General features: G+C 62.5%; 20 protein-coding genes. 11 read left to right on the top strand and 9 right to left on the bottom strand.

The genetic code is table 11. The annotated features are described in order from the left end of the window. Positions 1–16 precede the first annotated feature (16 nt). The 9 genes from PYR71_RS18300 to PYR71_RS18340 all read left to right on the top strand — a co-directional run bounded on the left by PYR71_RS18300 (position 17) and on the right by PYR71_RS18340 (position 11,675). Entirely contained in the window at positions 17–1,720 is a 1,704-nt protein-coding gene (locus PYR71_RS18300; protein WP_275620341.1) for a methyl-accepting chemotaxis protein, read from the top strand. A gap of 266 nt (positions 1,721–1,986) precedes the next feature. Beyond that, positions 1,987–3,909, top strand: coding sequence for a HAMP domain-containing methyl-accepting chemotaxis protein (locus tag PYR71_RS18305; RefSeq protein WP_275620342.1), 1,923 nt, complete (start codon positions 1,987–1,989; stop codon positions 3,907–3,909). 221 nt (positions 3,910–4,130) lie between these two features. Then, complete coding sequence (locus PYR71_RS18310) at positions 4,131–5,957, top strand: methyl-accepting chemotaxis protein (RefSeq protein WP_275620343.1); 1,827 nt, start codon at positions 4,131–4,133, stop codon at positions 5,955–5,957. After that, positions 5,954–6,436: a chemotaxis protein CheW gene (locus PYR71_RS18315; protein ID WP_171049239.1), complete on the top strand. Its 483-nt coding sequence runs from the start codon at positions 5,954–5,956 to the stop codon at positions 6,434–6,436. The genes PYR71_RS18310 and PYR71_RS18315 overlap by 4 nt, the downstream gene beginning before the upstream one ends. Positions 6,437–6,465: 29 nt before the next feature. Continuing rightward, a complete protein-coding gene (locus PYR71_RS18320; protein WP_275620344.1) occupies positions 6,466–7,323 on the top strand; it encodes a CheR family methyltransferase in 858 nt (285 codons plus the stop codon). Positions 7,324–7,331: 8 nt separating this feature from the next. Then, positions 7,332–8,429: a protein-glutamate methylesterase/protein-glutamine glutaminase gene (locus PYR71_RS18325; protein WP_183918040.1), complete on the top strand. Its 1,098-nt coding sequence runs from the start codon at positions 7,332–7,334 to the stop codon at positions 8,427–8,429. Positions 8,430–8,629: 200 nt separating this feature from the next. Beyond that, on the top strand, positions 8,630–9,430 hold the full coding sequence (locus PYR71_RS18330) for an inositol monophosphatase family protein (RefSeq protein ID WP_275620345.1): 801 nt from the start codon (positions 8,630–8,632) through the stop codon (positions 9,428–9,430). Between the two features lie 112 nt (positions 9,431–9,542). Then, positions 9,543–10,640 (top strand): MotA/TolQ/ExbB proton channel family protein, encoded by a 1,098-nt coding sequence (locus PYR71_RS18335; RefSeq protein WP_275620346.1) that lies wholly within the window; start codon positions 9,543–9,545, stop codon positions 10,638–10,640. Between the two features lie 3 nt (positions 10,641–10,643). Beyond that, entirely contained in the window at positions 10,644–11,675 is a 1,032-nt protein-coding gene (locus tag PYR71_RS18340) for a peptidoglycan -binding protein (protein ID WP_275620347.1), read from the top strand. On the opposite strand, the gene PYR71_RS18345 is transcribed toward PYR71_RS18340, so the two are convergent. The 5 genes from PYR71_RS18345 to PYR71_RS18365 form a co-directional block, all read right to left on the bottom strand. Then, positions 11,676–12,926 (bottom strand): RNA polymerase sigma factor, encoded by a 1,251-nt coding sequence (locus PYR71_RS18345; RefSeq protein ID WP_275620348.1) that lies wholly within the window; start codon positions 12,924–12,926, stop codon positions 11,676–11,678. Between the two features lie 7 nt (positions 12,927–12,933). Then, positions 12,934–13,272 (bottom strand): YciI family protein, encoded by a 339-nt coding sequence (locus PYR71_RS18350; RefSeq protein ID WP_097664136.1) that lies wholly within the window; start codon positions 13,270–13,272, stop codon positions 12,934–12,936. 245 nt (positions 13,273–13,517) lie between these two features. Continuing rightward, on the bottom strand, positions 13,518–13,706 hold the full coding sequence (locus PYR71_RS18355; RefSeq protein ID WP_097603990.1) for a YegP family protein: 189 nt from the start codon (positions 13,704–13,706) through the stop codon (positions 13,518–13,520). A gap of 204 nt (positions 13,707–13,910) precedes the next feature. Further along, on the bottom strand, positions 13,911–14,903 hold the full coding sequence (locus PYR71_RS18360) for a Bug family tripartite tricarboxylate transporter substrate binding protein (RefSeq protein WP_275620349.1): 993 nt from the start codon (positions 14,901–14,903) through the stop codon (positions 13,911–13,913). A 140-nt stretch (positions 14,904–15,043) separates the two neighbouring features. After that, on the bottom strand, positions 15,044–16,846 hold the full coding sequence (locus PYR71_RS18365; protein ID WP_275620350.1) for an ABC transporter transmembrane domain-containing protein: 1,803 nt from the start codon (positions 16,844–16,846) through the stop codon (positions 15,044–15,046). 191 nt (positions 16,847–17,037) lie between these two features. Here PYR71_RS18365 and rpmE point away from each other — a divergent pair, with 191 nt between their 5' ends. After that, positions 17,038–17,259, top strand: coding sequence for a 50S ribosomal protein L31 (rpmE, locus tag PYR71_RS18370; protein ID WP_003566413.1), 222 nt, complete (start codon positions 17,038–17,040; stop codon positions 17,257–17,259). A 140-nt stretch (positions 17,260–17,399) separates the two neighbouring features. On the opposite strand, the gene rcdA is transcribed toward rpmE, so the two are convergent. The 3 genes from rcdA to PYR71_RS18385 all read right to left on the bottom strand — a co-directional run bounded on the left by rcdA (position 17,400) and on the right by PYR71_RS18385 (position 19,929). Continuing rightward, positions 17,400–17,915, bottom strand: coding sequence for a protease adaptor protein RcdA (rcdA, locus tag PYR71_RS18375; RefSeq protein ID WP_004679442.1), 516 nt, complete (start codon positions 17,913–17,915; stop codon positions 17,400–17,402). Positions 17,916–18,301: 386 nt separating this feature from the next. Further along, complete coding sequence (locus PYR71_RS18380) at positions 18,302–18,493, bottom strand: DUF1192 domain-containing protein (RefSeq protein WP_183841359.1); 192 nt, start codon at positions 18,491–18,493, stop codon at positions 18,302–18,304. Between the two features lie 155 nt (positions 18,494–18,648). Then, on the bottom strand, positions 18,649–19,929 hold the full coding sequence (locus PYR71_RS18385) for an MFS transporter (protein ID WP_183918054.1): 1,281 nt from the start codon (positions 19,927–19,929) through the stop codon (positions 18,649–18,651). Positions 19,930–20,102: 173 nt separating this feature from the next. Here PYR71_RS18385 and PYR71_RS18390 point away from each other — a divergent pair, with 173 nt between their 5' ends. Beyond that, positions 20,103–20,267 (top strand): hypothetical protein, encoded by a 165-nt coding sequence (locus PYR71_RS18390; protein ID WP_097664134.1) that lies wholly within the window; start codon positions 20,103–20,105, stop codon positions 20,265–20,267. A gap of 22 nt (positions 20,268–20,289) precedes the next feature. Here PYR71_RS18390 and PYR71_RS18395 read toward each other — a convergent pair whose 3' ends face one another. Further along, entirely contained in the window at positions 20,290–21,213 is a 924-nt protein-coding gene (locus tag PYR71_RS18395) for a PhzF family phenazine biosynthesis protein (protein WP_275620351.1), read from the bottom strand. Positions 21,214–21,277: the final 64 nt, after the last annotated feature.

Consider the following 21,277-nt stretch of genomic DNA (forward strand, 5'->3'; position numbering starts at 1 on the left):
AGAGGGGTTTGGGACGATGAGACTGACAATCAAGACGAAGCTGGTGACGGCGTTCACCTTTATTATTCTCATGTTATTGAGCACTGCCGCTTATGGCATTTTCAGCCTTGGATCACTGAACGATACGATCGGCAATCTTCTTGCCGGCCCGGCAGCCCGCCTCGACCTTGCGCAGCAGATCAACATCGCGCAGCTCGAAGCCATTCGCCAACAGAAGAACCTGCTCACCGCCCGCACTCCAGAAGAAAGTGCCCGTGCGACCGACAAGGGCAACGCGGCTCGCAAGGATTTCAGCGATGCCTTCAACCAGGTTCTGGCGCTTGCCACGGAAGAAGGCAAGGCGCGTTGGGCGCGTATTGCCGAGCTTTCCAAGGCCTTCAACGCAGCCGACGACCAGATCCGCGACTATCTGAAGGCCGGCAATGCGGACGGTGCCAACACTATCTCCATCACGACGGCGCGTGCCGCCGCCAACGATATCGACTCGACACTCGCCGAAATTCTGGCGCTTGAGAAGCAGCGCATGAAGACCGCCGACGCCGATGCCGACGCGCAGTATGCGACGACACGCACGACGATGATCGCCGTCGCTGCCGTGGCACTGCTGATTGCCGCGATTACGGCCTTCTGGATCGCCAGCACGATCAGCAAAGGCCTCGGCCGCGCCAACACCGTGGTTCGCGAAGTGTCCGAAGGCGACCTGACGAAAATGGCCGATATCACCAGCCATGACGAAATCGGCGAGCTGCTGGGCAATGTCAACATCATGATCGAACGCCTGCGGGGCGTCGTCGCCGATGCGATCTCGGCTGCCGAGAACGTCTCGTCCGGCAGCCAGGAGCTTTCGGCAAGCTCCGAACAGGTGTCGCAGGGCGCCACAGAACAGGCCGCGTCCGCCGAGGAGGCCTCCGCTTCGATGGAGCAGATGGCCGCCAACATCAAGCAGAATGCCGACAACGCCGCCCAGACCGAAAAGATCGCCCGCCAGTCGGCCAGGGATGCTGAAGCCAGCGGCGAAGCGGTAACGCGCGCTGTCGACGCTATGCGCACGATCGCCCAGAAGATCGGCATCGTGCAGGAAATTGCCCGTCAGACCGATCTGCTGGCCCTCAATGCCGCCGTCGAAGCAGCACGCGCCGGCGAACACGGCAAGGGTTTTGCGGTGGTCGCCTCGGAAGTGCGCAAGCTTGCCGAACGCAGCCAGTCGGCGGCAGCCGAAATCAGCTCGATGTCGAGCGATACCGTCAAGGCCGCCGCTGATGCCGGCGAGATGCTCGGCCGCCTGGTGCCCGACATCCGCAAGACGGCGGAACTGGTTTCCGAGATCAGCGCCGCCTGCCGCGAGCAGGATATCGGTGCGGCTCAGATCAACGAAGCGATCCAGCAGCTCGACAAGGTAACGCAGCAGAACGCCGGCGCCTCGGAGCAGATGTCGGCAACTTCCGAAGAGCTCGCCTCCCAGGCGGAAGAACTGCAGACCTCGATCGCCTTCTTCAAGGTCGATACGACGGGCAGCGCGCGGCCCGGCGCCCAGAAGATGCCGGCGAACGGCCCGGCCAAGGTGATCAAGGCCCCGGCCCGCAAGGCTGCGACGCAGGTCCAAGGCCAGGGCCGCGGTCAGACGGTTTCGGCTCAGCAGCAGCGTCTCAAGGGCTTTGCTCTCGATATGTCGATGGGCGGCCCTGACGCCGGCGATGACGATTTTCGGGAAAGCGCGTAGGAGCTTCCTGGGGACGCGCATAGCGTTTCCCCGGCGAGGCACCTGAGCGCTTTCGCCCTCATCGGATATCTCGGGCCACTCCGGTGGCCCGAGGCGGAAATATCCCCAACGCGTGTAGGCGTTGGCGCTGCGACCGATAGATGTCCGGCTGCCGGGAAGTGAATGCAGTCGCTTTCCCTCTTCACACACATCACTCTGAAGTTCGGCGTTCCCTGGACCGGAACGTCTCTCTATCCAATCGTTTTGCGCATAGAACGGGGTATCACATGCGTTTCACCATCAAACTGAAATTGGGTCTCGCTTTCGGGATCATGACGCTGCTGCTGATCGGCATTGCAGTTTATGGAAGCTTCAGCCTCGGCACTTTGAACGAGGCGAGCGGCAACATGATCGACGGCCCCATGCGCCGGCTGGAACTGGCGCTGAACGCAAACATTGCCGAAGTTAACGCCATTCGGGCTCAGAAGAACGCGCTGCTTTCCACCGATCCCGACACGGCCGCCGATTTCTACAAAGAGGCCGATCAGAATCTGCAGGCCATGTTCGACGCTGTCGACGCCGGCTTGGCCATCGCCTCTCCGGAAGGCAAGCCGCATTGGGAGAAGCTGCGGAGTGTTGGCGGGAAATTCCGCGAGAAGTCCGCCGAGCTGCAGCAACTCGATGTCAGGGGGGACAAGGCAGGCGCGCTGGCGCTTTCACTTGGTGATCTCCGGGCGATGACCGGCGACATGGGCGACGCGATTGCCGCCCTTACCGAGATTCAGCGCAAAGGTATGCAAGCTACCGATCAATCGAACACCGATCTTTACAACTCGACCAAGCTCATCCTCACCACGGCATCCGGGATCGCCGTGCTCGTGGCGCTCGGCGCCGCATTGTGGATCACGCTCGGCATCAACAATGGTCTGAGGAAGATCGTGAGCGTCGCAAACGCCGTGGCAATCGGCGATCTCAATCAGAAGGTCGACGTCAGGACTAATGACGAAATCAAGGATCTCATCGATACGGTCAACACAATGACCGCCAATCTGCGGGCGACAGCCGCCCTTGCCGACCAGATTGCCATGGGTGATCTGGCCAGCGATGCCAAGCCGCTCTCGGACAAGGACACGCTCGGGATTGCCATGCAAAGCATGATTGCCAACCTCAGGACTACGGCGGGGATTGCCAACCAGATCGCAAATGGCGATCTCACCGTGTCTCCGAAGCCGCTCTCCGACAAGGATGCGCTGGGTCTTGCCCTGGAGCAGATGGTCGAACGGTTGCGCGGTGTCGTTGCCGACGCGATCTCGGCCGCTGAAAATGTTTCGGCCGGCAGCCAGGAGCTGTCGGCAAGTTCCGAGCAGGTCTCGCAGGGGGCTACGGAACAGGCCGCTTCCGCCGAAGAGGCTTCCGCCTCGATGGAGGAAATGGCCTCGAACATCAAGCAGAATGCCGACAATGCCGCGCAGACGGAAAAGATCGCGCGTCAGTCGGCCAGGGATGCGGAAGCCAGCGGCGAAGCCGTATCCCGCGCGGTCGATGCCATGCGCACGATCGCCCAGAAGATCGGTATCGTCCAAGAAATCGCCCGGCAGACCGACCTCTTGGCTCTCAACGCTGCCGTCGAAGCCGCTCGTGCGGGTGAACACGGGAAGGGTTTTGCCGTTGTCGCCTCGGAAGTGCGCAAGCTTGCGGAGCGCAGCCAGTCGGCCGCTGCTGAAATCAGCTCGATGTCGAGCGATACCGTGACGGCCGCCCAAGAAGCTGGCGAGATGCTCGGGCGCCTGGTGCCCGACATCCGCAAGACGGCGGAGCTGGTCTCCGAAATCAGCGCCGCCTGCCGCGAACAGGATATCGGTGCGGCTCAGATCAACGAAGCGATCCAGCAGCTCGACAAGGTGACGCAGCAGAATGCCGGCGCCTCGGAGCAAATGTCGGCGACTTCCGAAGAGCTCGCCTCCCAGGCGGAAGAACTGCAGACCTCGATCGCCTTCTTCAAGGTCGATATGGCGGGTGGGCGCCGCGATCGCACACCGGCCGCCAAGATGACGGTGCGCAGCCCGGCTCCTGCCGCCCGCAAGCCGGCGGCAAAGAAGCCGGCCGCCAACAGCGTTGCCGGCCAGCAGGCCCGCGTGAAGGGCTTTGCGCTCGACATGTCGATGGGCGGCCCTGACGCCGGCGACGACGATTTCAGGGAGAGCGCATGACGCTTCCCTGGGAATAGCGCATGACGTTCCCCAGGGATGGGGTGCTTTCCCTCGCAACTGTCGTGGGCCAGCCAGCACGGCCCGCGACGCATAACTCCGCCGCTCGAGGGCGGTGGACGCCAATTCCTTTTACCTGCTTTTCGCCTGCCGGAATTTCTTTGCTGCATGACGCCGCGCGCCCGGTCCACATTGTTGCTTCGCTCTCAGAGAGGGATATTGAGATGCGTATTACGATCAAACTTAAACTCGCAGCCGCATTCGGTTTCGTCATACTGTTGCTGGTGGGGAGCGCGATTTATGGAATCATCAGCCTCGGCTCGCTGAACGATGCTGTCGGCAGCCTCATCTCCGGTCCGGCAAAAAGACTGGAGTTGGCTCTGGAAGCCCAGACGGCCGAACTCAATGCTGTTCGCTGGCAGAAGAACGCCCTACTGGAGATGAATCCTGAAACGGTGATCAGGGACTATCAGAAGTCGGCCAAGAGCACGGATGAGATGCTCGCCTTCGCGACAAGCGGTCAACAGCTCGCAACCGCGGAGGGCAAGCCCACCTGGGACAGGCTGATCGAGCTGGCCAAACGCTTCAGCGAAGGGTCCGCTAAGGTCGCCGCCATCCAGGAAAGTGGTGACAGGGCAGGGGCCAACGCACTTTCGTCAGGAGAGGTTCGTGCTGTCGTCGTGGAACTGGAAGAAGTGTTCGACACGCTCGTCGCGCTGCAGCAGAAGGCCATGACGCAGGCCGATAACGACACCGACGTCCTCTATAGCACCACCAAGAACATGCTGATCGGCATCGCACTCGGTGCATCCCTCATCGCCTTCGCGGCCGCATTGTGGATCGCTCTCGGCGTCGACAGCGGCCTGAGCAAGATCATGAACGTTGCCAATGCCGTCGCCGCCGGCGACCTGAACCAGAAGGTCGAGATCAAGAGCAACGACGAGATCAGGGATCTCGTCGATACAATCAACGTCATGACCTCTAATCTTCGAGCCACCGCCGAGATCGCTATGCAAATCGCCGGCGGCGACCTGACGGTCTCGCCGAAGCCGCTCTCGGAGAAGGATACGCTTGGTATCGCGCTGGAACAGATGGTCGAACGGCTTCGCGGCGTCGTTGCCGATGCGATCTCGGCCGCCGAAAATGTCTCGGCCGGCAGCCAGGAACTGTCGGCAAGTTCCGAGCAGGTTTCGCAGGGCGCCTCGGAGCAGGCCGCGTCCGCCGAGGAGGCCTCTGCCTCGATGGAGGAAATGGCCTCGAACATCAAGCAGAATGCCGACAATGCCGCGCAGACGGAAAAGATCGCGCGTCAATCCGCCAAGGATGCGGAAGCCAGCGGTGACGCGGTAACCCGCGCCGTGCAGGCGATGCGCACTATCGCCGAGAAGATCGGCATCGTTCAAGAGATCGCCCGCCAGACCGATCTCCTGGCTCTTAACGCTGCCGTCGAAGCCGCTCGTGCGGGCGAACATGGCAAGGGCTTTGCGGTCGTAGCCTCCGAGGTGCGCAAGCTTGCCGAACGCAGCCAATCGGCCGCCGCCGAAATCAGCGCCATGTCGAGCGATACCGTAACGGCGGCTCAGGAAGCCGGCGACATGCTCGGGCGCCTGGTTCCCGACATTCGCAAGACGGCGGAACTGGTCTCCGAAATCAGCGCGGCCTGCCGCGAGCAGGATATCGGTGCGGCGCAGATCAACGAAGCGATCCAGCTGCTTGACAAGGTGACGCAGCAGAATGCCGGCGCCTCCGAAGAAATGTCGTCAACCTCGGAAGAGCTTGCCGCCCAGGCGGAAGAACTGCAGGCTTCGATTGCCTTCTTCAAGGTCGATATGACCGGCAACGGCAAGGCGGCGACCGGTCGCCATGGACGCGCTGCTGCCGTCAAGATGACGGCGCGCAGCCCGGCTGCGGCCTCGGTGCGCAAGCCTGCCGGCAAGGCGGCCGCCGCTAACAGCATCGCAGGCCAGCAGGCCCGCGCGAAGGGCTTTGCCCTCGATATGTCGATGGGCGGTCCCGATGATGGAGACGCCGAATTCAAGGAAAGCGCATGATCATGGCCACTACATCTCTGGAAGCGCAATTCGTGACCTTCAGTCTCGGCGAGGAGATTTTCGCCGTGCCGGTTGAGGTCGTTCGGGAAATCCTCGACTATGCGGAAGCCTTCAAGATTCCGAATGGTCCCGACTATCTGCTCGGCCTGCGCGACGTGCGCGGGCAAGGTGTGCCGACCATCGATCTTCGATTGAAGCTCGGCATGACCAAGACCGTGCCGACGCCGCACACACGGGTGCTGGTCCTCGACGTACCGATGGAGAGTCGGCTCCTGACGCTGGGCCTCGTCGCCGACCGCGTCTTCGAGGTCACGCCGTTCCGGCGCGACCAGATCGAGGCGGCGCCCGACATCGGCGTGCGCTGGCGCTCGGACTATATTGCCGGCGTCGTCCGCCGTGAAAACGGCTTCGTCGTCATCATCGATCTTGCACGGCTCTTGTCGCGCGAGGATGCTTCTGCACTGCAATCGGCGGCCTGACCGCGCGTCAACCCGGAGAAACGCGTTCCATGAGTATGCCAGCAGCGGTCGAAACCCAATTGCCCGGCGACCGGATCAGCAAGCGCAATTTCGACAAGCTTGCCCGGTTCATTTACGATTATAGCGGCATCAAGATGCCGCCGACAAAGCTGACGATGCTTGAAGGGCGGCTGAGACGCCGCCTTCGCGCGACCAACCACTCGACCTTCGACGATTACTGCGACTTCCTGTTCAATAACGACGGCCTCGCCCAGGAAACCGTATACCTGATCGATGTGGTGACGACGAACAAGACCGACTTCTTCCGCGAAGCAAAGCATTTCGACTATCTGCAGAGCGTCGCGCTGCCGGAGATCGTCAATTGCGGCGTGCGGACCATCCGCGCCTGGAGCTCGGCTTGCTCGACGGGAGCAGAACCCTACACGATGGCGATGGTGCTGGCCGAGTTCACCGAAGGTCGCAACGATGTCTCCTACAGCGTGCTGGCAACCGACCTTTCCACAGACGTGTTGCAGACCGCGCGCCGGGGCATCTATCCGGAAGATCTGATTGCGCCCGTGCCGCGCGACCTACAGCGCAAATATGTGCTGACAGCCAAGCAGCCCAATCGGCGGGAAGTGCGCATCACGCCGAAGCTGCGCAGCAAGATTGGCTTTGCCCGCATGAATCTCATGGATGAAAAATATCCGATCGGCGACTCTATGAACGTCATCTTCTGCCGCAACGTGCTCATCTATTTCGACAAGCAGACTCAAGCGGGCGTGCTCAGCCGTCTCTGTGATTGCCTGGCGAAGGGCGGCTATATTTTCATCGGTCATTCCGAATCGATCACCGGCTTCGACCTGCCGCTGAAGCAGGTCTCGAATACGGTGTTTCAGCGTATCTAGAGGCATTCATGCGCAAGAAAATCCGGGTTCTCATCATCGACGATTCCGCCAGCGTCCGGCAGACGCTGGCTCATGTGCTGGAGCAGGATCCTGATATCGAGATCATGGCAGTGGCGTCCGATCCTTTCGTGGCGGCGCGAAGGCTGCAGGAGGAGATTCCCGACGTTATCACGCTGGACGTGGAGATGCCGCGCATGGATGGCATCACCTTCCTGCGCAAACTGATGTCGCAGCGGCCGATCCCGGTAGTGATGTGTTCGTCGCTGACGGAAGCGGGCTCGGAAACGCTGATCCAGGCGCTGGAGGCGGGCGCCGTCGACGTCATTCTGAAATCGAAGATCGGCGCCGCCGACGGTCTTGCCGATGATGCGATGCGCATTCGCGAAGTCGTCAAGAGCGCCTCGCACGCGCGACTTTCCATCGCGCGCCGTGCCGCCGGAACCATTCGTTCCGCTTCCGCCGAGGGACCAGCCAAGAAGCTGACGGCCGATGCCATGCTGCCGCCGCCAACGGGCCGCGCCATGGCGAAGACGACGGAGATGGTCGTCTGCGTCGGCGCCTCTACCGGCGGAACCGAAGCGTTGCGCGAATTCCTGGAGGAGCTGCCGGCCAATGCGCCCGGCATGGTGATCGTCCAGCATATGCCGGAGAAATTCACCGCCGCCTTCGCCAAGCGCCTGAACGGGCTCTGCGAGGTCGAGGTCAAGGAGGCCGCCGACGGCGATCCGGTGCTGCGCGGCCATGTGCTGATCGCGCCCGGTGACAAGCACACTCTGCTCGAACGCCAGGGTGCGCGCTATTATGTGAGCGTGAAGACCGGGCCGCTGGTCTCCCGCCACCGGCCTTCCGTCGATGTGCTCTTCCGTTCGGCGGCGCGTTCGGCCGGCTCCAACGCCATGGGGATCATCATGACCGGCATGGGCGACGACGGTGCGCGCGGCATGCTGGAGATGCATGAAGCCGGCGCCTACACCGTGGCGCAGGACGAGGCGAGTTCGGTTGTCTTCGGCATGCCGAAGGAGGCGATTGCCAGGGGCGGGGTCAACCGCATTCTGCCGCTCGATCAGATCGCCCGCGAAGTCCTGATAACGCAACAGAAGTTCTGAGGGCGGTTCCAGTTCCGTTGGGCAAATAAAGCGGGCGCTTTTCAGGCCGGCGGGCAGCCATGCGTGCCTCCCCTTGAAATTTCCGCGATTTTGTGGTCTTGAGGCCGCCAATCTTTGCAGCGCTGCCTGTCATGCATGTTCAGGGACATTTCCCGCCCCTGGCAGCGCGCGTCCCGTATCAGTCCCAAGGAAATGCGCCGATGGCCCGCTCAGCTCTTCTCAATGTCATGGTTCAGGCTGCTCTCAAGGCAGGAAAATCGCTGGGGCGTGATTTCGGCGAAGTGCAGAACCTGCAGGTTTCGGTGAAGGGGCCGGGCGATTTCGTTTCCGCCGCCGACCGCAAGGCCGAGAAGATCGTCAGGGAAGAGCTGATGAAGGCGCGTCCGACCTATGGCTTCCTCGGCGAGGAGAGCGAGGAGATCAAGGGCACCGACGGCGCGCATCGCTGGATCGTCGATCCGCTCGACGGCACCACCAACTTCCTGCACGGCATCCCGGCCTTCGCGGTTTCGATCGCCCTCGAACGCAACGGCGAGATCGTTGCGGCCGTAGTCTTCAATCCGGCGACCGACGAGCTTTATACTGCGGAGCGCGGCGGCGGCGCCTTCCTCAACGACCGGCGCCTGCGCGTCGCCGCGCGCCGCGTGCTGTCGGATTGCGTCATCGGCTGCGGCGTGCCGGCACTCGGCAAACGCAACCACGGCAAATTCCTGGTCGAGCTTCGCCACGTGATGGGCGAAGTGGCGGGCATTCGCCGCCTGGGCTCGCCGACGCTTGATCTCGCCTATGTCGCCGCCGGACGTTTCGATGGTTTCTGGGAGGCGGAGCTTGCACCCTGGGACATGGCGGCCGGGATCCTGCTCATCCGCGAAGCCGGCGGCTTTGCCAGCGATTGGGACGGCGGAGCGGCCATTCTAGAGGGTGGCGCGATCGTCGCCGGCAACGAACACATCCACAAGGCGCTGGTCGAGGTTATCAAGCGACCGATTCCCGCCAAGTAGGCGAAGGAAAACGCGGCTGTTGTAAAGTCACGGTTTTCGCCTCCAGATACTTCAATTCGGCACAATGTTGCTCTAGTCTCCGCCAGCAATGAGTTCGGAGGCTGCTGAACCTATGGAAAATGTGAATGTGGCGGAGCTCGGCTCCACCGAAAAGACGCCGGGCGGTTATGCCTACAGGCTTTCGAGCCCCATGCCCTTCCTCTGGACGATGCTGCTTTTCCTCGTCATCGTCGGGTTCATTGCCGCCATCCTCTTCCGGCAGACGCAGACCGCCTTCATGCACAATCCGGGCCTCAACGGCCTGATCGTCGGCGTTCTCGCGGTCGGCATCATCCTTGTTTTCAGTCACGTGCTAGCGCTTCGCCCCGAAGTGCGCTGGTTCAACTCCTTCCGCGCCGCCGGCAGCGCCGACAAGGTCAACCGCAATCCGCGGCTTTTGGCGCCGATGCGGGCACTGATCGGCAATCGCAAGACCTCGTTGGCGCTATCGACGACGGCGCTGCGTTCGATCCTCGATTCGATCGCGACCCGCCTCGATGAATCGCGCGACGTCTCGCGCTACCTAATCGGCCTCCTGGTGTTCCTCGGCCTGCTCGGCACGTTCTGGGGCCTCATCGGCACGATCGGTTCGATCAGCGGCGTCATCCAATCGCTCGATGCCAGCTCGAACGGCACCGGGGACGTGCTTTCGGCACTGAAGGAAGGGCTGTCCACGCCGCTTTCGGGCATGGGCCAGGCCTTCTCGTCGTCACTGCTCGGCCTTTCCGGTTCGCTCATTCTCGGCTTCCTCGACCTGCAGGCCGGCCGCGCGCAGAACCGCTTCTACATGGAGCTGGAGAACTGGCTCTCCTCGGTTACCGATGTCGGTTCCGATCTTGCGCCGGCGTTCGACGCAGTGTCCGGCTCGTCCTCGGAGGACATGCGTGCGCTCTCCGAATATCTGCGCAAGGCCTCCGAAGAGGGGGGCGTCGGCAGCCAGCGCTCGGTCGCCGCAATGGCGAGCCTTGCCGAAGGCATCCAGGGGCTCGTCAAGAACATGCGCAACGAGCAGCAGATGCTGCGCGACTGGATCGAGGCACAGCAGGACGAGGCCAAAGCAATGCGCCGGACGCTCGACCGGCTGGCCGAACGCATCGGCCTGCAGGAGCGGGCCGGTGACAAGGCCGAACGCCACCGCGCAAGCCACACAGAGAAGAGCGAGGGCAAGTAAGCCATGGCTCTTGCCCGCAACCGCCGCCGCGAACGCGCGGTCGACTATTGGCCGGGTTTCGTCGATGCGCTATCGACGCTGCTGATCTCGATCATGTTCGTGCTGACGGTCTTCGTCGTCGGGCAGTTCATTCTCAGCCGCGAGATTACAGGGCGAGACGAGGTGCTCAATCGCCTCAACAGCCAGATCAACGAGCTGACGCAGCTTCTCGCGCTTGAAAAAGGCAGCAATCAGGATCTCCAGGACTCGGTCGCCAACCTGCAGGCTTCGCTTGCCAACGCCGAAGGCGAGCGCTCGCGGCTCCAGGCGCTGCTGAATGCCGGTTCAGGTGGCCAGGACGCGGCGCAGAAGCGGATCGGTGCGATGACGCACGAGCTCGACGAGCAGAAGCAAGTGAGCCAACGGGCCCTCAGCCAGGTCGAGCTGCTGAACCAGCAGATATCAGCACTTCGCAGTCAGATCGCCGCCGTCGAAGCGGCCCTTCAAGCCTCTGAGGAGAAGGATCGGGTCTCGCAGACCAAGATCGCCGATCTCGGCAGCCGCCTGAACGTGGCGCTTGCCGCTCGCGTGCAGGAGTTGAACCGTTACCGCTCCGATTTCTTCGGCCGCTTGCGCGAGATCCTTTCGGACCGCGAGAATATCCGCATCGTCGGCGACCGATTTGTCTTCCAATCGGAAGTGCTGTTTCCCTCGGGCGGCGCCGATCTCAATCCGGAGGGGCAGACGGAGATGGCAAAGCTTGCGACCGCCCTGCTCGACCTCGCCAAGGAAATTCCCCCGGAAATCAACTGGGTGCTGCGTGTCGACGGCCATACCGACAACGTGCCGCTGGGCGGAACGGGCCGCTATCGCGACAATTGGGAGCTTTCCTCGGCGCGCGCGACGTCGGTCGTCAAGTTCCTGATCGGCCAAGGCGTGCCGGCCGACCGGCTCGTTGCCGCCGGCTTCGGCGAGTTCCAGCCGATCGCGCCCGGCGATTCGCCGGACGCGCGCGCCACCAACCGTCGCATAGAGCTGAAGCTGACCGAGAAATAATCAGCTTGATATTGTCCGCCGCGACTCCTCGAGCCTCTCGGCGAGAAAGGGGCGAACGGCGGGACTGTCGCTGAGTCCAATCGCCATCACGTAAGAGTCAGCCGCGGCGGTATTGTCGCCGGCCCGTGCCAGAAGAAAGGCACGCACGGCCCAGTAGGGCTGATAGGCCGCGATGGCGCGCGGATCGATCCTGTCGAGCCGGTCGAGGCCTTCGGCGGCGCTTGAGGCCCTGCCGATCACCGCCGCCTCGGCGACGCGGGCGCCGAGCGTCGGCTTCATCAGCAGCAGCGCGGCATAGAGCGTCGTCAGCGCCTGCCAGTCGGTCGTCCCGGAAAGCCGGCGCGCCGCATGCACGGATTGAATTGCCGCCTGACACTGAAAAGGGCCGAAACGCTCGAAGCTCCCAGCCTTGCGCAGCAGCGCGTCTGCCTCGGCGATCATGTTCGCGTTCCAGACCGCCGTATCCTGCTCGTCCAGCGGCACATATCGACCATCGCCGCGGCGTCGGGCCTTACGGCGGGCTTCGCAGTGAAGCATCAGTGAGAGGAGGCCGATCGCTTCCGGCTCGTCCGGCAGCACCGTCAGAAGCGCCCGGCCGAGCCAGATCGCTTCGGCGGCAAGCGACTGGCGCGCCTCCTCGCCGTCAAGGCCATCCCATCCGATGCCATAGGCGGCGTAGATCGCCGAAAGCACGGCGGCCAGCCGCTCCGGCAGGGTGGGCCGAGGCGGAACGGTGAAGGGAATACCGGCATTGCGGATCTTCGTCTTGGCCCGCACCAGCCGCTGGCTTGTCGCTTGCGGCGAAGCGACGAAGGCCTGTGCGATAGTTTTCGCCTCGATGCCGAGAACCGTCTGCAGCATCAGCGCCGTATGCACGGAGCTGTCGATGGCAGGGTGGGTACAGGCAAAGAGCAGCTTCAGCCGCTCATCGGGAAAAACGGAATTGCCGGCCTCGTTCATGCGCTCCTCCGCTTCCTCAAGGGCGAGCGATATCGTCGTTCGTGCGTTAGCCTCGACGGTGCGGTGGCGGGCCGCCTGCATGAGGTTGCGCCGAGCGGCGACCAGCAGCCAGGCTTCGGGATTGACAGGAATGCCGCGCTCCGGCCAGACGCGCAAGGCCGAAGCCAGCGCCTCCGACAATGCGTCTTCCGCCGCCGGCACGTCACGCGAGCGGGCGGCGAGAAAGGCGATCAGCTTGCCATAGGACTGACGCGCCACCTGTTCAGCGGCGCGTCGGGCATCGGCGGACATTCCCGTCTCACATCTGCAGGCGCGGGCGCACCTCGACCGAACCCTTGTCGGAGATCGGAACGCGGGTCGCCCATTCCAGCGCGGTGTCGATATCGGGGACTTCGATCAGATAGAAGCCGCCGAGCTGTTCCTTGCCTTCCGGATAGGGACCGTCCTGGACATCGTGATCCTCGCCTTTGCGGCGCAAGATCGTGCCGGTCTCGGGGGCAGTCAGGCCGGCGCCGCCAGTCATGATTCCTGCCTGCGCGAGCGCCTTGCTGTAGGCGACCCAACCGTCGCGATAGGCAGGATCGCTGCGGCGGGCGAAATCTTCGGGGGCTTCGCGAATGATGAGAGCATATTGCATGGAAAACTCCTGATCTCGTTGTTGGCGTTGCTCCAGGCAGGCCGACGAAAGCCGTTATGCCTGGTGGAGCGGCTCTGCCGTTCCGAGACAACGAGGCGCGACCGGTGGTCGTTTCGACATGGCTTTGACAAATACTTGAAAAAGAAACGGCGCCGGAATTAGGTGAGCCAAGCTCAGAGGGCGCCAGCGCCGCCCAAGGCGCGAAGGAAAGCAGGGCGGCGCTCACGCCGCCCGTGCCGTGGTGCTCAGGCTTCTGCCTTCGTCTGATCGACGACATCGGCGCCGGGCGAGTTCTTCTTGATGGATTCGATGGCACTCATGGCCGAGGCCTTCGCCTTGTAGCCTTCGGACAGGAACATGGTTTCCCCGTTCGATGCCTTGAAGCGGAAGCGGAATTCGCCTGATTTATCCTTGTAAACTTCGAATTTGTACATGGATGTCTCCCGAAACGCTGAATTGTACCATCAGCATTGAGAGGCTAGATCAAAATGGCGAGCTTTTCCACTGCCTTAATGAGAATTGAGATGCCTGGAGCCTCTCCTGGTGTGATCGAGTCATCCTGTGGACGCGGCTTGCCGCGTCCCATCGTCACCAATCCATTGGGCGCAAGCGGATGGATATCCGGTCGGATGCCGCCGTCATTCCATCTGGATGTTCGCGCCCTTGACGACCGGCCCCCATTTGGTGAGCTCGGCTTTCACATGCGCTGCGAGTTCCTCCGGGGTCGAGCCGACAATGGTGGCGCTGAACTCCTTCATCCGTTCGGCAACGGCGGGATCGGCGAGCGCCTTCTTGGCTGCGGCATTGAGGCGCATTACCACCTCGTTCGGCGTCTTTGCCGGCGCGAAGAGTGCGTTCCAGGTATAGGTCTCATAACCTGGAATGCCGGATTCCGCGACCGTCGGCACGTCGGGGAAGGAGGGTGCGCGCTCAGCCGTCGTCACTGCCAGCGCCCTCAGCGTGCCCCCCTTGATGTGGCTGGATGAGGAGGGCAGGTTGTCGAACATGATCGGCACCTGGTTGCCGATGACATCGTTCAAAGCCGGGCCGGCGCCCTTATAGGGGATATGCTGCATGCTGACGCCGGCCATGGATTTGAAGAGTTCGCCGGAAAGATGCAGCGGCGTGCCGTTGCCCGACGAAGCGTAACTGTATTTGTCGGGTTCCGCCTTCAGCAGCGTGATCAATTCCGGCACTGTCTTTACCGGCAATTCCGGATTGACGACCAGCACGTTCGGCACGACGACGAGCAGCGAGATCGGCGCGAAATCCTTCTCGGGATCATAGGGGGTCGATTTGAGGATCAGCGGATTGAGGGCGTGGGTCGCGACCGTGCCCATCAGGATGGTGTAGCCGTCGGGGTCGGCGCGGGCGACGTTGCCGGCGCCGAGATTGCCGCCGGCGCCGGCGACGTTCTGGACGATCACCTGCTGGCCGAGATCTTCCGACATCTTCTGCGCGACGATGCGGGCGACGACATCGGTCGAGCCGCCGGCGGCGAAGGGCACGACCATGGTGATCGCACGATCCGGAAAATCCGCGGCAACGGAAGCCGTGCCGAGACCGAGCGTCGCAGCCAGGCCGAAAACGAGCGCAAGGCCCGTGCGTCGCGTCATGTTGGAAAGCGCCATTCCTATCTCCTCCCACGATTTCAACAGCAACCCCCTACCCGGGGAATGAAGAGGGTAGGGCAGGAGGCGGGAAAGACAACCGCGAGAAAGTGCAGGAGAGGTCAGACTTTAGTTGCTGTCCTGGGAAAAGCGGATGCCGGTCATTTCGCGGAAGCGAGTACGTCCTCGTTGGCGGCGTCGAACTGCAGCCGGGCGAGGCGCGCATAGATGCCGCCGTGGCGGATGAGGCTCTGATGCGTGCCCTCCTCGACGATGCGGCCCTGATCCATGACGAGGATGCGGTCGGCCTTCAGGACGGTGGCGAGGCGATGGGCGATGACGAGCGTCGTGCGGCCGTCGACCAAGCCGTCGAGCGCCTTCTGCACCAGGGTCTCGCTTTCGGCGTCAAGGGCAGACGTCGCCTCGTCGAGCAGCAGTACGGGCGCGTTCTTCAGGATGGCGCGAGCAATGGCGATGCGCTGGCGCTGGCCGCCCGAGAGGGTGACGCCGCGTTCGCCGACCTCGGTCTCATAGCCGCTTTCCAGCCGGGCGATGAACTCGTTGGCCTGGGCGGCAAGCGCTGCGGCGCGGACCTCCTCACGCGAGGCACCGGGGCGGCCGAAGGCGATGTTGTCATGGATCGAAGCGGCAAAGATGGTGACGTCCTGCGGCACGATGGCAATGCGCCGGCGCAACTCGTCCGGTGTCGTCAGCCGGGCGTCGACACCGTCGATCGTCACGCTGCCCTGTTGCGGATCGTAGAAGCGTAGCAGCAGCGAAAAGACGGTGCTCTTGCCGGCACCGGAGGCGCCGACGATGGCGACGGTTTCTCCCGGCGCGATGGCGAAGTTCAAGCCATGCAGCGCCGATTTGCCGGGACGCGAGGGATAGGCGAAATGCACGTCGGTAAATTCGACGCGGCCGCGGCTGGGCGAGGGCAGGGCTTCGGGGCTGGCAGGGGCGGCGATCGGCGAGACCTCGTCGAGAAGCTCGGTCAGACGGTCGGCAGCGCCGGCCGCCTGCGAGAGTTCGCCCCAGACCTCCGACAGTGCGCCAAGCGATCCGGCCGAAATCACGGCATAGAGCAAGAACTGACCGAGCGTGCCGGCCGAAAGCGTGCCGGCAAGCACGCTGTGGGCGCCGACCCAGAGCACGGCGACGACGCTGCCGAAGATCAGCGTGATGGCGATGCCGGTCAGCAAGGCGCGCGAGCGGATGGCGGCGCGGGCGGCCTCGTAGGCGGATTCAACGGCGCCGCCGTAGCGCGTCGCTGCGGCATCTTCGCCGTTGAAGGCCTGGACCGTGCGGGTTGCGGCGATCGTCTCGTTGGCAAAGGCGGACGCTTCGGCAAGCGTGTCCTGCGCGGCGCGGGAGCGCCTCCGCACCGAGCGGCCGAAGGCAACGAGCGGGAAGACGATCAGCGGGATCGCCCCGATGACGAGGCTGGAAAGCTTCGGCGAGGTGACGACCATCATCCCCATGGCGCCGAGGCAGAGGATGAGGTTCCTGAGCGCCACGGAAGCAGTGGCGCCGACGGCAGACTTGATCTGCGTCGTGTCGGCGGTCAGACGCGAGATGATTTCGCCGGACTGGTTGACGTCGAAGAAGGAGGGCGACAGCCGCGTCACATGGGCAAAGACGTCGCGGCGAAGATCGGCAACGATGCGTTCGCCGATGGTGATGACGAAATAATAGCGCAGCGCGCTGGCGATCGCGAGCACGACGGCCATAACCATCAGCATGGCGAAGTAGCTGTTGATGAAGCGGCCGTCCGACTGGGTGAAGCCATGATCGATCATGCGGCGCACGGCGAGCGGCAGCGCCAGCGAAGTGACGGCAGCAAGCGTCAGCGAAATCAGCGCCCCGGCCACCAGGCCGCGATAGCGCATGAGATAAGGCGTCAGTCTGCCGAGCGGCCGCAACGACCGCCTTTTGTTTTCTTCAGCCCGTCCCTGTTCTGCCAAATCATCTCCGATCGCCTGAGGACCCGCTAATGCGGCCTGTTGGCTCTTGTTATCCCGGCGTCCTTCATGTATAGGCACGCCATCCTAATGGGAAGCCGTAGCCATCACGACTGCGGCTTCATTTATTCAATCGGTTCGGTGGCCGCAACTGCATGCGGCAAATTGAACTCCGGTATCGCAGGAAGATTGTTATGAAGGCAGGCATCCATCCCGACTATCACATGATCAAGGTAGTCATGACCGATGGCACCGAATACGAAACCCGCTCGACCTGGGGTTCGGAAGGTGCTGTCATGAACCTCGAAATCGATTCCAAATCGCATCCGGCCTGGACCGGCGGCAACCAGCAGCTGATGGACCGCGGTGGCCGCGTTTCCAAGTTCAACAAGCGTTTCGGCGGCCTCGGCCTCTAATCGCCTCTGCTCAACGGAATTTGAAAAAAAGGCCCGGTTCTGCCGGGCTTTTTTGCGTTCGCAGGCTGGCGCGGTAGCGCAGCAAATGAAAACCCGGCCGCGCAATGCGCAGCCGGTTCAAACGGAATTTGTCAGATCGGTCAGTTGTTGCCGAAGGCCGTCTGCAGCAGGGAAAGCTGGGCCTGCACGCTGTTCTGATTGTCGTGAACGATGACGGCTTCGGCCGGGCGATAGATTTCGCGATCAAGCAGGGCGATGCGGTTCTGCAGGCGTAGCGAGCGCTCGACGAGATCGCGGAAGGATTCCGGCAGATCGCCCCAGCCCGGTGCGGCGCGGTCGACGTTGAAGCCGTCCAGGCGGACCTTGTTCTTCTCGGCCAGCACCTGATCGCGGGACATTTCGCCGTTGTTGACGGCGCGCTGCAGCAGCAGCCAGGAAGCCATCTGCATCAGGCGGGTGGTCAGCCGCATCGATTCCGCGGCGTAGAGGACGGAAGCCATGCGCGGCAGGACCTTGGAGGCTGCGCGGCCCTGGCCGTCGAGATAGGCGGCGGTCTCCTCGACCAGCGACATGCCTTCGGCATAAAGCGCCTTGAACTGCGAGGATGCAGCCGCGCGGCCTGCAAAACTAATCGTGTTCAATCCAACTTCCGACATCGCGATAGTCCCTGTTGCACGCAGCTACTTATGGTCAGGTATCGCCGGCGCCGACGGAAAAGTTTCCCGAGCCGGTTTTTATGACTTTAAGATGGTATCATTAGCGCAAATGCGCAAGCCGTTTCTTAAGAAAGGGTTAATCTCCACAGTTTCATGGAAAACGCGCTGGACGCAGCAAAAAGAAGAGCCGCAAATGCGGCTCTCAAGGTAAAACAGGGAGAAAAATCAGACCAATTCACCGCGTGGAAAACTGTCTGAGACCCAGAGGAAATCTGGATGAATATAGTAATACCTTATAAAGCTTAATATTTTATTAACATTGTGCTGAATTAAGACTTGAGGCTGGCGCGTTTTGCCTGCCATGGTCTTGCTGAGGTTTTTGCCAGTCACGATCGGAAGAAGCTTTCCGCCGCCTGTCGTCCGGAGGCCTTGCGGGCGGCCTCGGCTTCCAGGCGGGTGATCTCGGTCTTCAGCAACTCCACTCGAGCCTTCAGCTCGTCCACAGAAAGCATGGAGAGATCGGCGCCGATCTCGTGGGCGGTTTTCTTCTGCGGCCGGTCGTCATCGATAAAGCTCATCGGTTCTCCTCCTTTTGCTGCAGGCAGCATGATGGCGAAAAATACGGGCGATGCGGAAGGAAGAATATAGGCCGATCCGGCCTAAACCCACCCTCGTCCTGAGCTTCCCGTTCATGAGTTACGGAAAAAACCGCAGCGCAGTTCTGCGGGACGCTCTATCCGAACTTTACAGCAGGATCGCCGCTTTCGGGAGACTTGCCGGTGCCGCGATCGGCAAGCGACATGCTTTCCGGCGTCAGCATCGGCGAAGTGCCGGTCGGGATCGTCGTATAGGCGTCGCGATCGCTGGCCGGGACGGCGGCGCGGATGCGGCTTCTTATAATGGCATAACCGGTGATCAGCACATGGGCGACCGCGGTGACCAGGAAAAGCGCATGCGGGGTGATCGCCGACATGACGGGGCCGCCGAGCGTCGGGCCGATGACCGTGCCGATGCCGTAGAGGAGCAGCAGGCCGCCGGAGACCTTGACGAAATCCTCCGATGCCGCGAAGTCGTTGGCGTGAGCGACCGCGATCGGGTAGAGCGTATTGGCCACCGCGCCGTAAAGGACAACCAAACCGATCAGCAAGGCGGGCGATGTCGGGTGGAGCATGAAGATCAGCAGGCCGGCGAGGGCGGCGATCGCCGACATGGCGGCGAGCACGTAGCGCCGGTCGATACGATCAGACAGTCGGCCGGCCGGCAACTGCATCATGGCGCCGGCGAAGATGGTGGCGCTCATCATAACGGCGATGCTGGTGTCGGAAAGGCCGGCGCCGGCGCCGAAGACGGCGCCTAACGTGCCGTAGGCGCCGTTGGCGATGCCGACGAGCAGGATGCCGAGGCAGGAGACGGGCGAATTGCGGTAGAGCGCCGGCAGGTCGAGACGCACGGCCTTCAGCGGCTGCGGCGAGGCGGCGGTCGAAAGCGTCGTCGGCAGCATGGCGATGCAATAGAAGATGCCGCAGATCATGAACAGCACCGGCGTGCGCACATCCTCGAGCGGGATCATCATCTGGCCGCCGACGACGCCGAGCAGTGTGATGCCGATGTAGAGCGAGAAGATCGCACCGCGGCTTTCATTGCTGGCGCGCTCGTTCAGCCAGCTTTCGATGATCATCGACGTGCCGGCAGTGGAGAAGCCGGTGACGGCGCGCAGGACCACCCACCAGATGGGATCGATGATGATGCCGCTGACGAGCGCGATGATGGCGATGATCGAGATGAAGCCGGAGAAGGCTCTGACATGACCGACGCGGCGCACCAGTTTCGGCGCCACCAGGCAGCCGATGACGAAGCCTCCGGCCCATGAGGTGCCGAGCAGGCCGAGCGTCGTGGTGGCGTAGCCTTCGAGATTGCCGCGCACGGGAAGCAGGATGCCCTGCAGGCCGTTGCCCATGAAAAGGAAGAGCGTGCCAAAGAGCAACGCGGCGACGGACAGCAGATTTCTCTTCATTTCCCCAGACTCGGTCTCAGCGATTGTAAACGGACATAAGGCAAGACATGCGCCTGGCCAGCCTCAAGATGATTGATTGTGCCCCGGAATATCTTTACGGCGTGTCGAGATGCTCTTGTTCGCGCGGAAAAATGTCCGTCCTGTGACATTCCGAAAAATGGAAAAAATAAAGCATGACAAAGCTGATAGCCTTGCTGCTCATGCTTGCCATGGCGATACAGGTGATCAAGCCGCTCGGGCTCCCCGGCCTCCGGCGGCGCATGGATTTCTGGAAGATCGCGCTCATCGCCTTCGGTGTCTGGGCCGTGGCGCTCTTATCGCGCGACTTCCTGATGTAAGCCCGCACGTCCTCCCGGATCGTCAGTCCCGCAGGATGATTTCTCCGCGCATGACGGAAACGCAGCGTCCCGAGATGACGACATCGGTGACGATCCCGCCGGATTTCACGACATCGAGGGCAATGATACTGCGGCGGCCCATTTCAACGCCTTGTTCGATGATGATGCGGACGTCCATATCGGCGTCCGGCGCAAGCGAGACAAGATAGGCGCCGAGTGCTGCCGAAGCGCTGCCGGTCGCCGGATCCTCGGGCACGTTATCGAGGGGGGCAAACATGCGGGCGCGAATGTTCCACGGATTCTCGGCCGACCTGGCATAGACAAAGAGCGAGAAATCGTGGCCGCTCGTCGTCTGGCGGCCTGCGGCTACCTGGAAGCCGGCGAGGTTCGGGCGAGCGGCGGCGAGGGTTTCGAGCCCGTTCAATTCGGCGACGGCGAAGTTCAGGCCGACGGAGGCAAAGACCGGCGCGTGGGTGGTGGTGATGATGAGGCCCGGATCGAGCGAGATGCAACGGGCGACGGTTTCCTCGGCAATGGTGTCGCCGATCGTCAGCGGCTGCGGCGCGCGGATGGCGGTGGCCTCGATCTGTCCGCCGTTGCGTTTCAGGTCGACTTCGACGATGCCGGCCTTTTCCTCGAAGCGCAGCCTGTCGCCGACCGGCTTGCCGAAGATCTCGGCCTGCTGGCCGAGCACGTAGGCGGTGCCGACATTCGGATGGCCGGCGAAAGGGATCTCCATCGTCGGAGTGAAGATGCGCACGCGGGCGGAATTCCGATCGTCTTCGGGCGGCAGAACGAAGGTGACTTCGGAATAGTTGAACTCGGTGGCGATCTTCTGCATCGCCGCATCGCTCAAGCCCCGGGCATCGGAAATGACGGCAAGCGGATTGCCCTCGAAGCGGGTGGAGGTGAAGACGTCGACGGTGACGTAGGAGATAGTGTTCATGGCGGCTCCTGTTGTGGCAGGCCGTCATGAGTAAGCATGGTTTTTTAGGGAATGAAGCGGTTTC

Source organism: Rhizobium mulingense (assembly GCF_029194105.1).
GTDB lineage: Bacteria > Pseudomonadota > Alphaproteobacteria > Rhizobiales > Rhizobiaceae > Rhizobium > Rhizobium mulingense.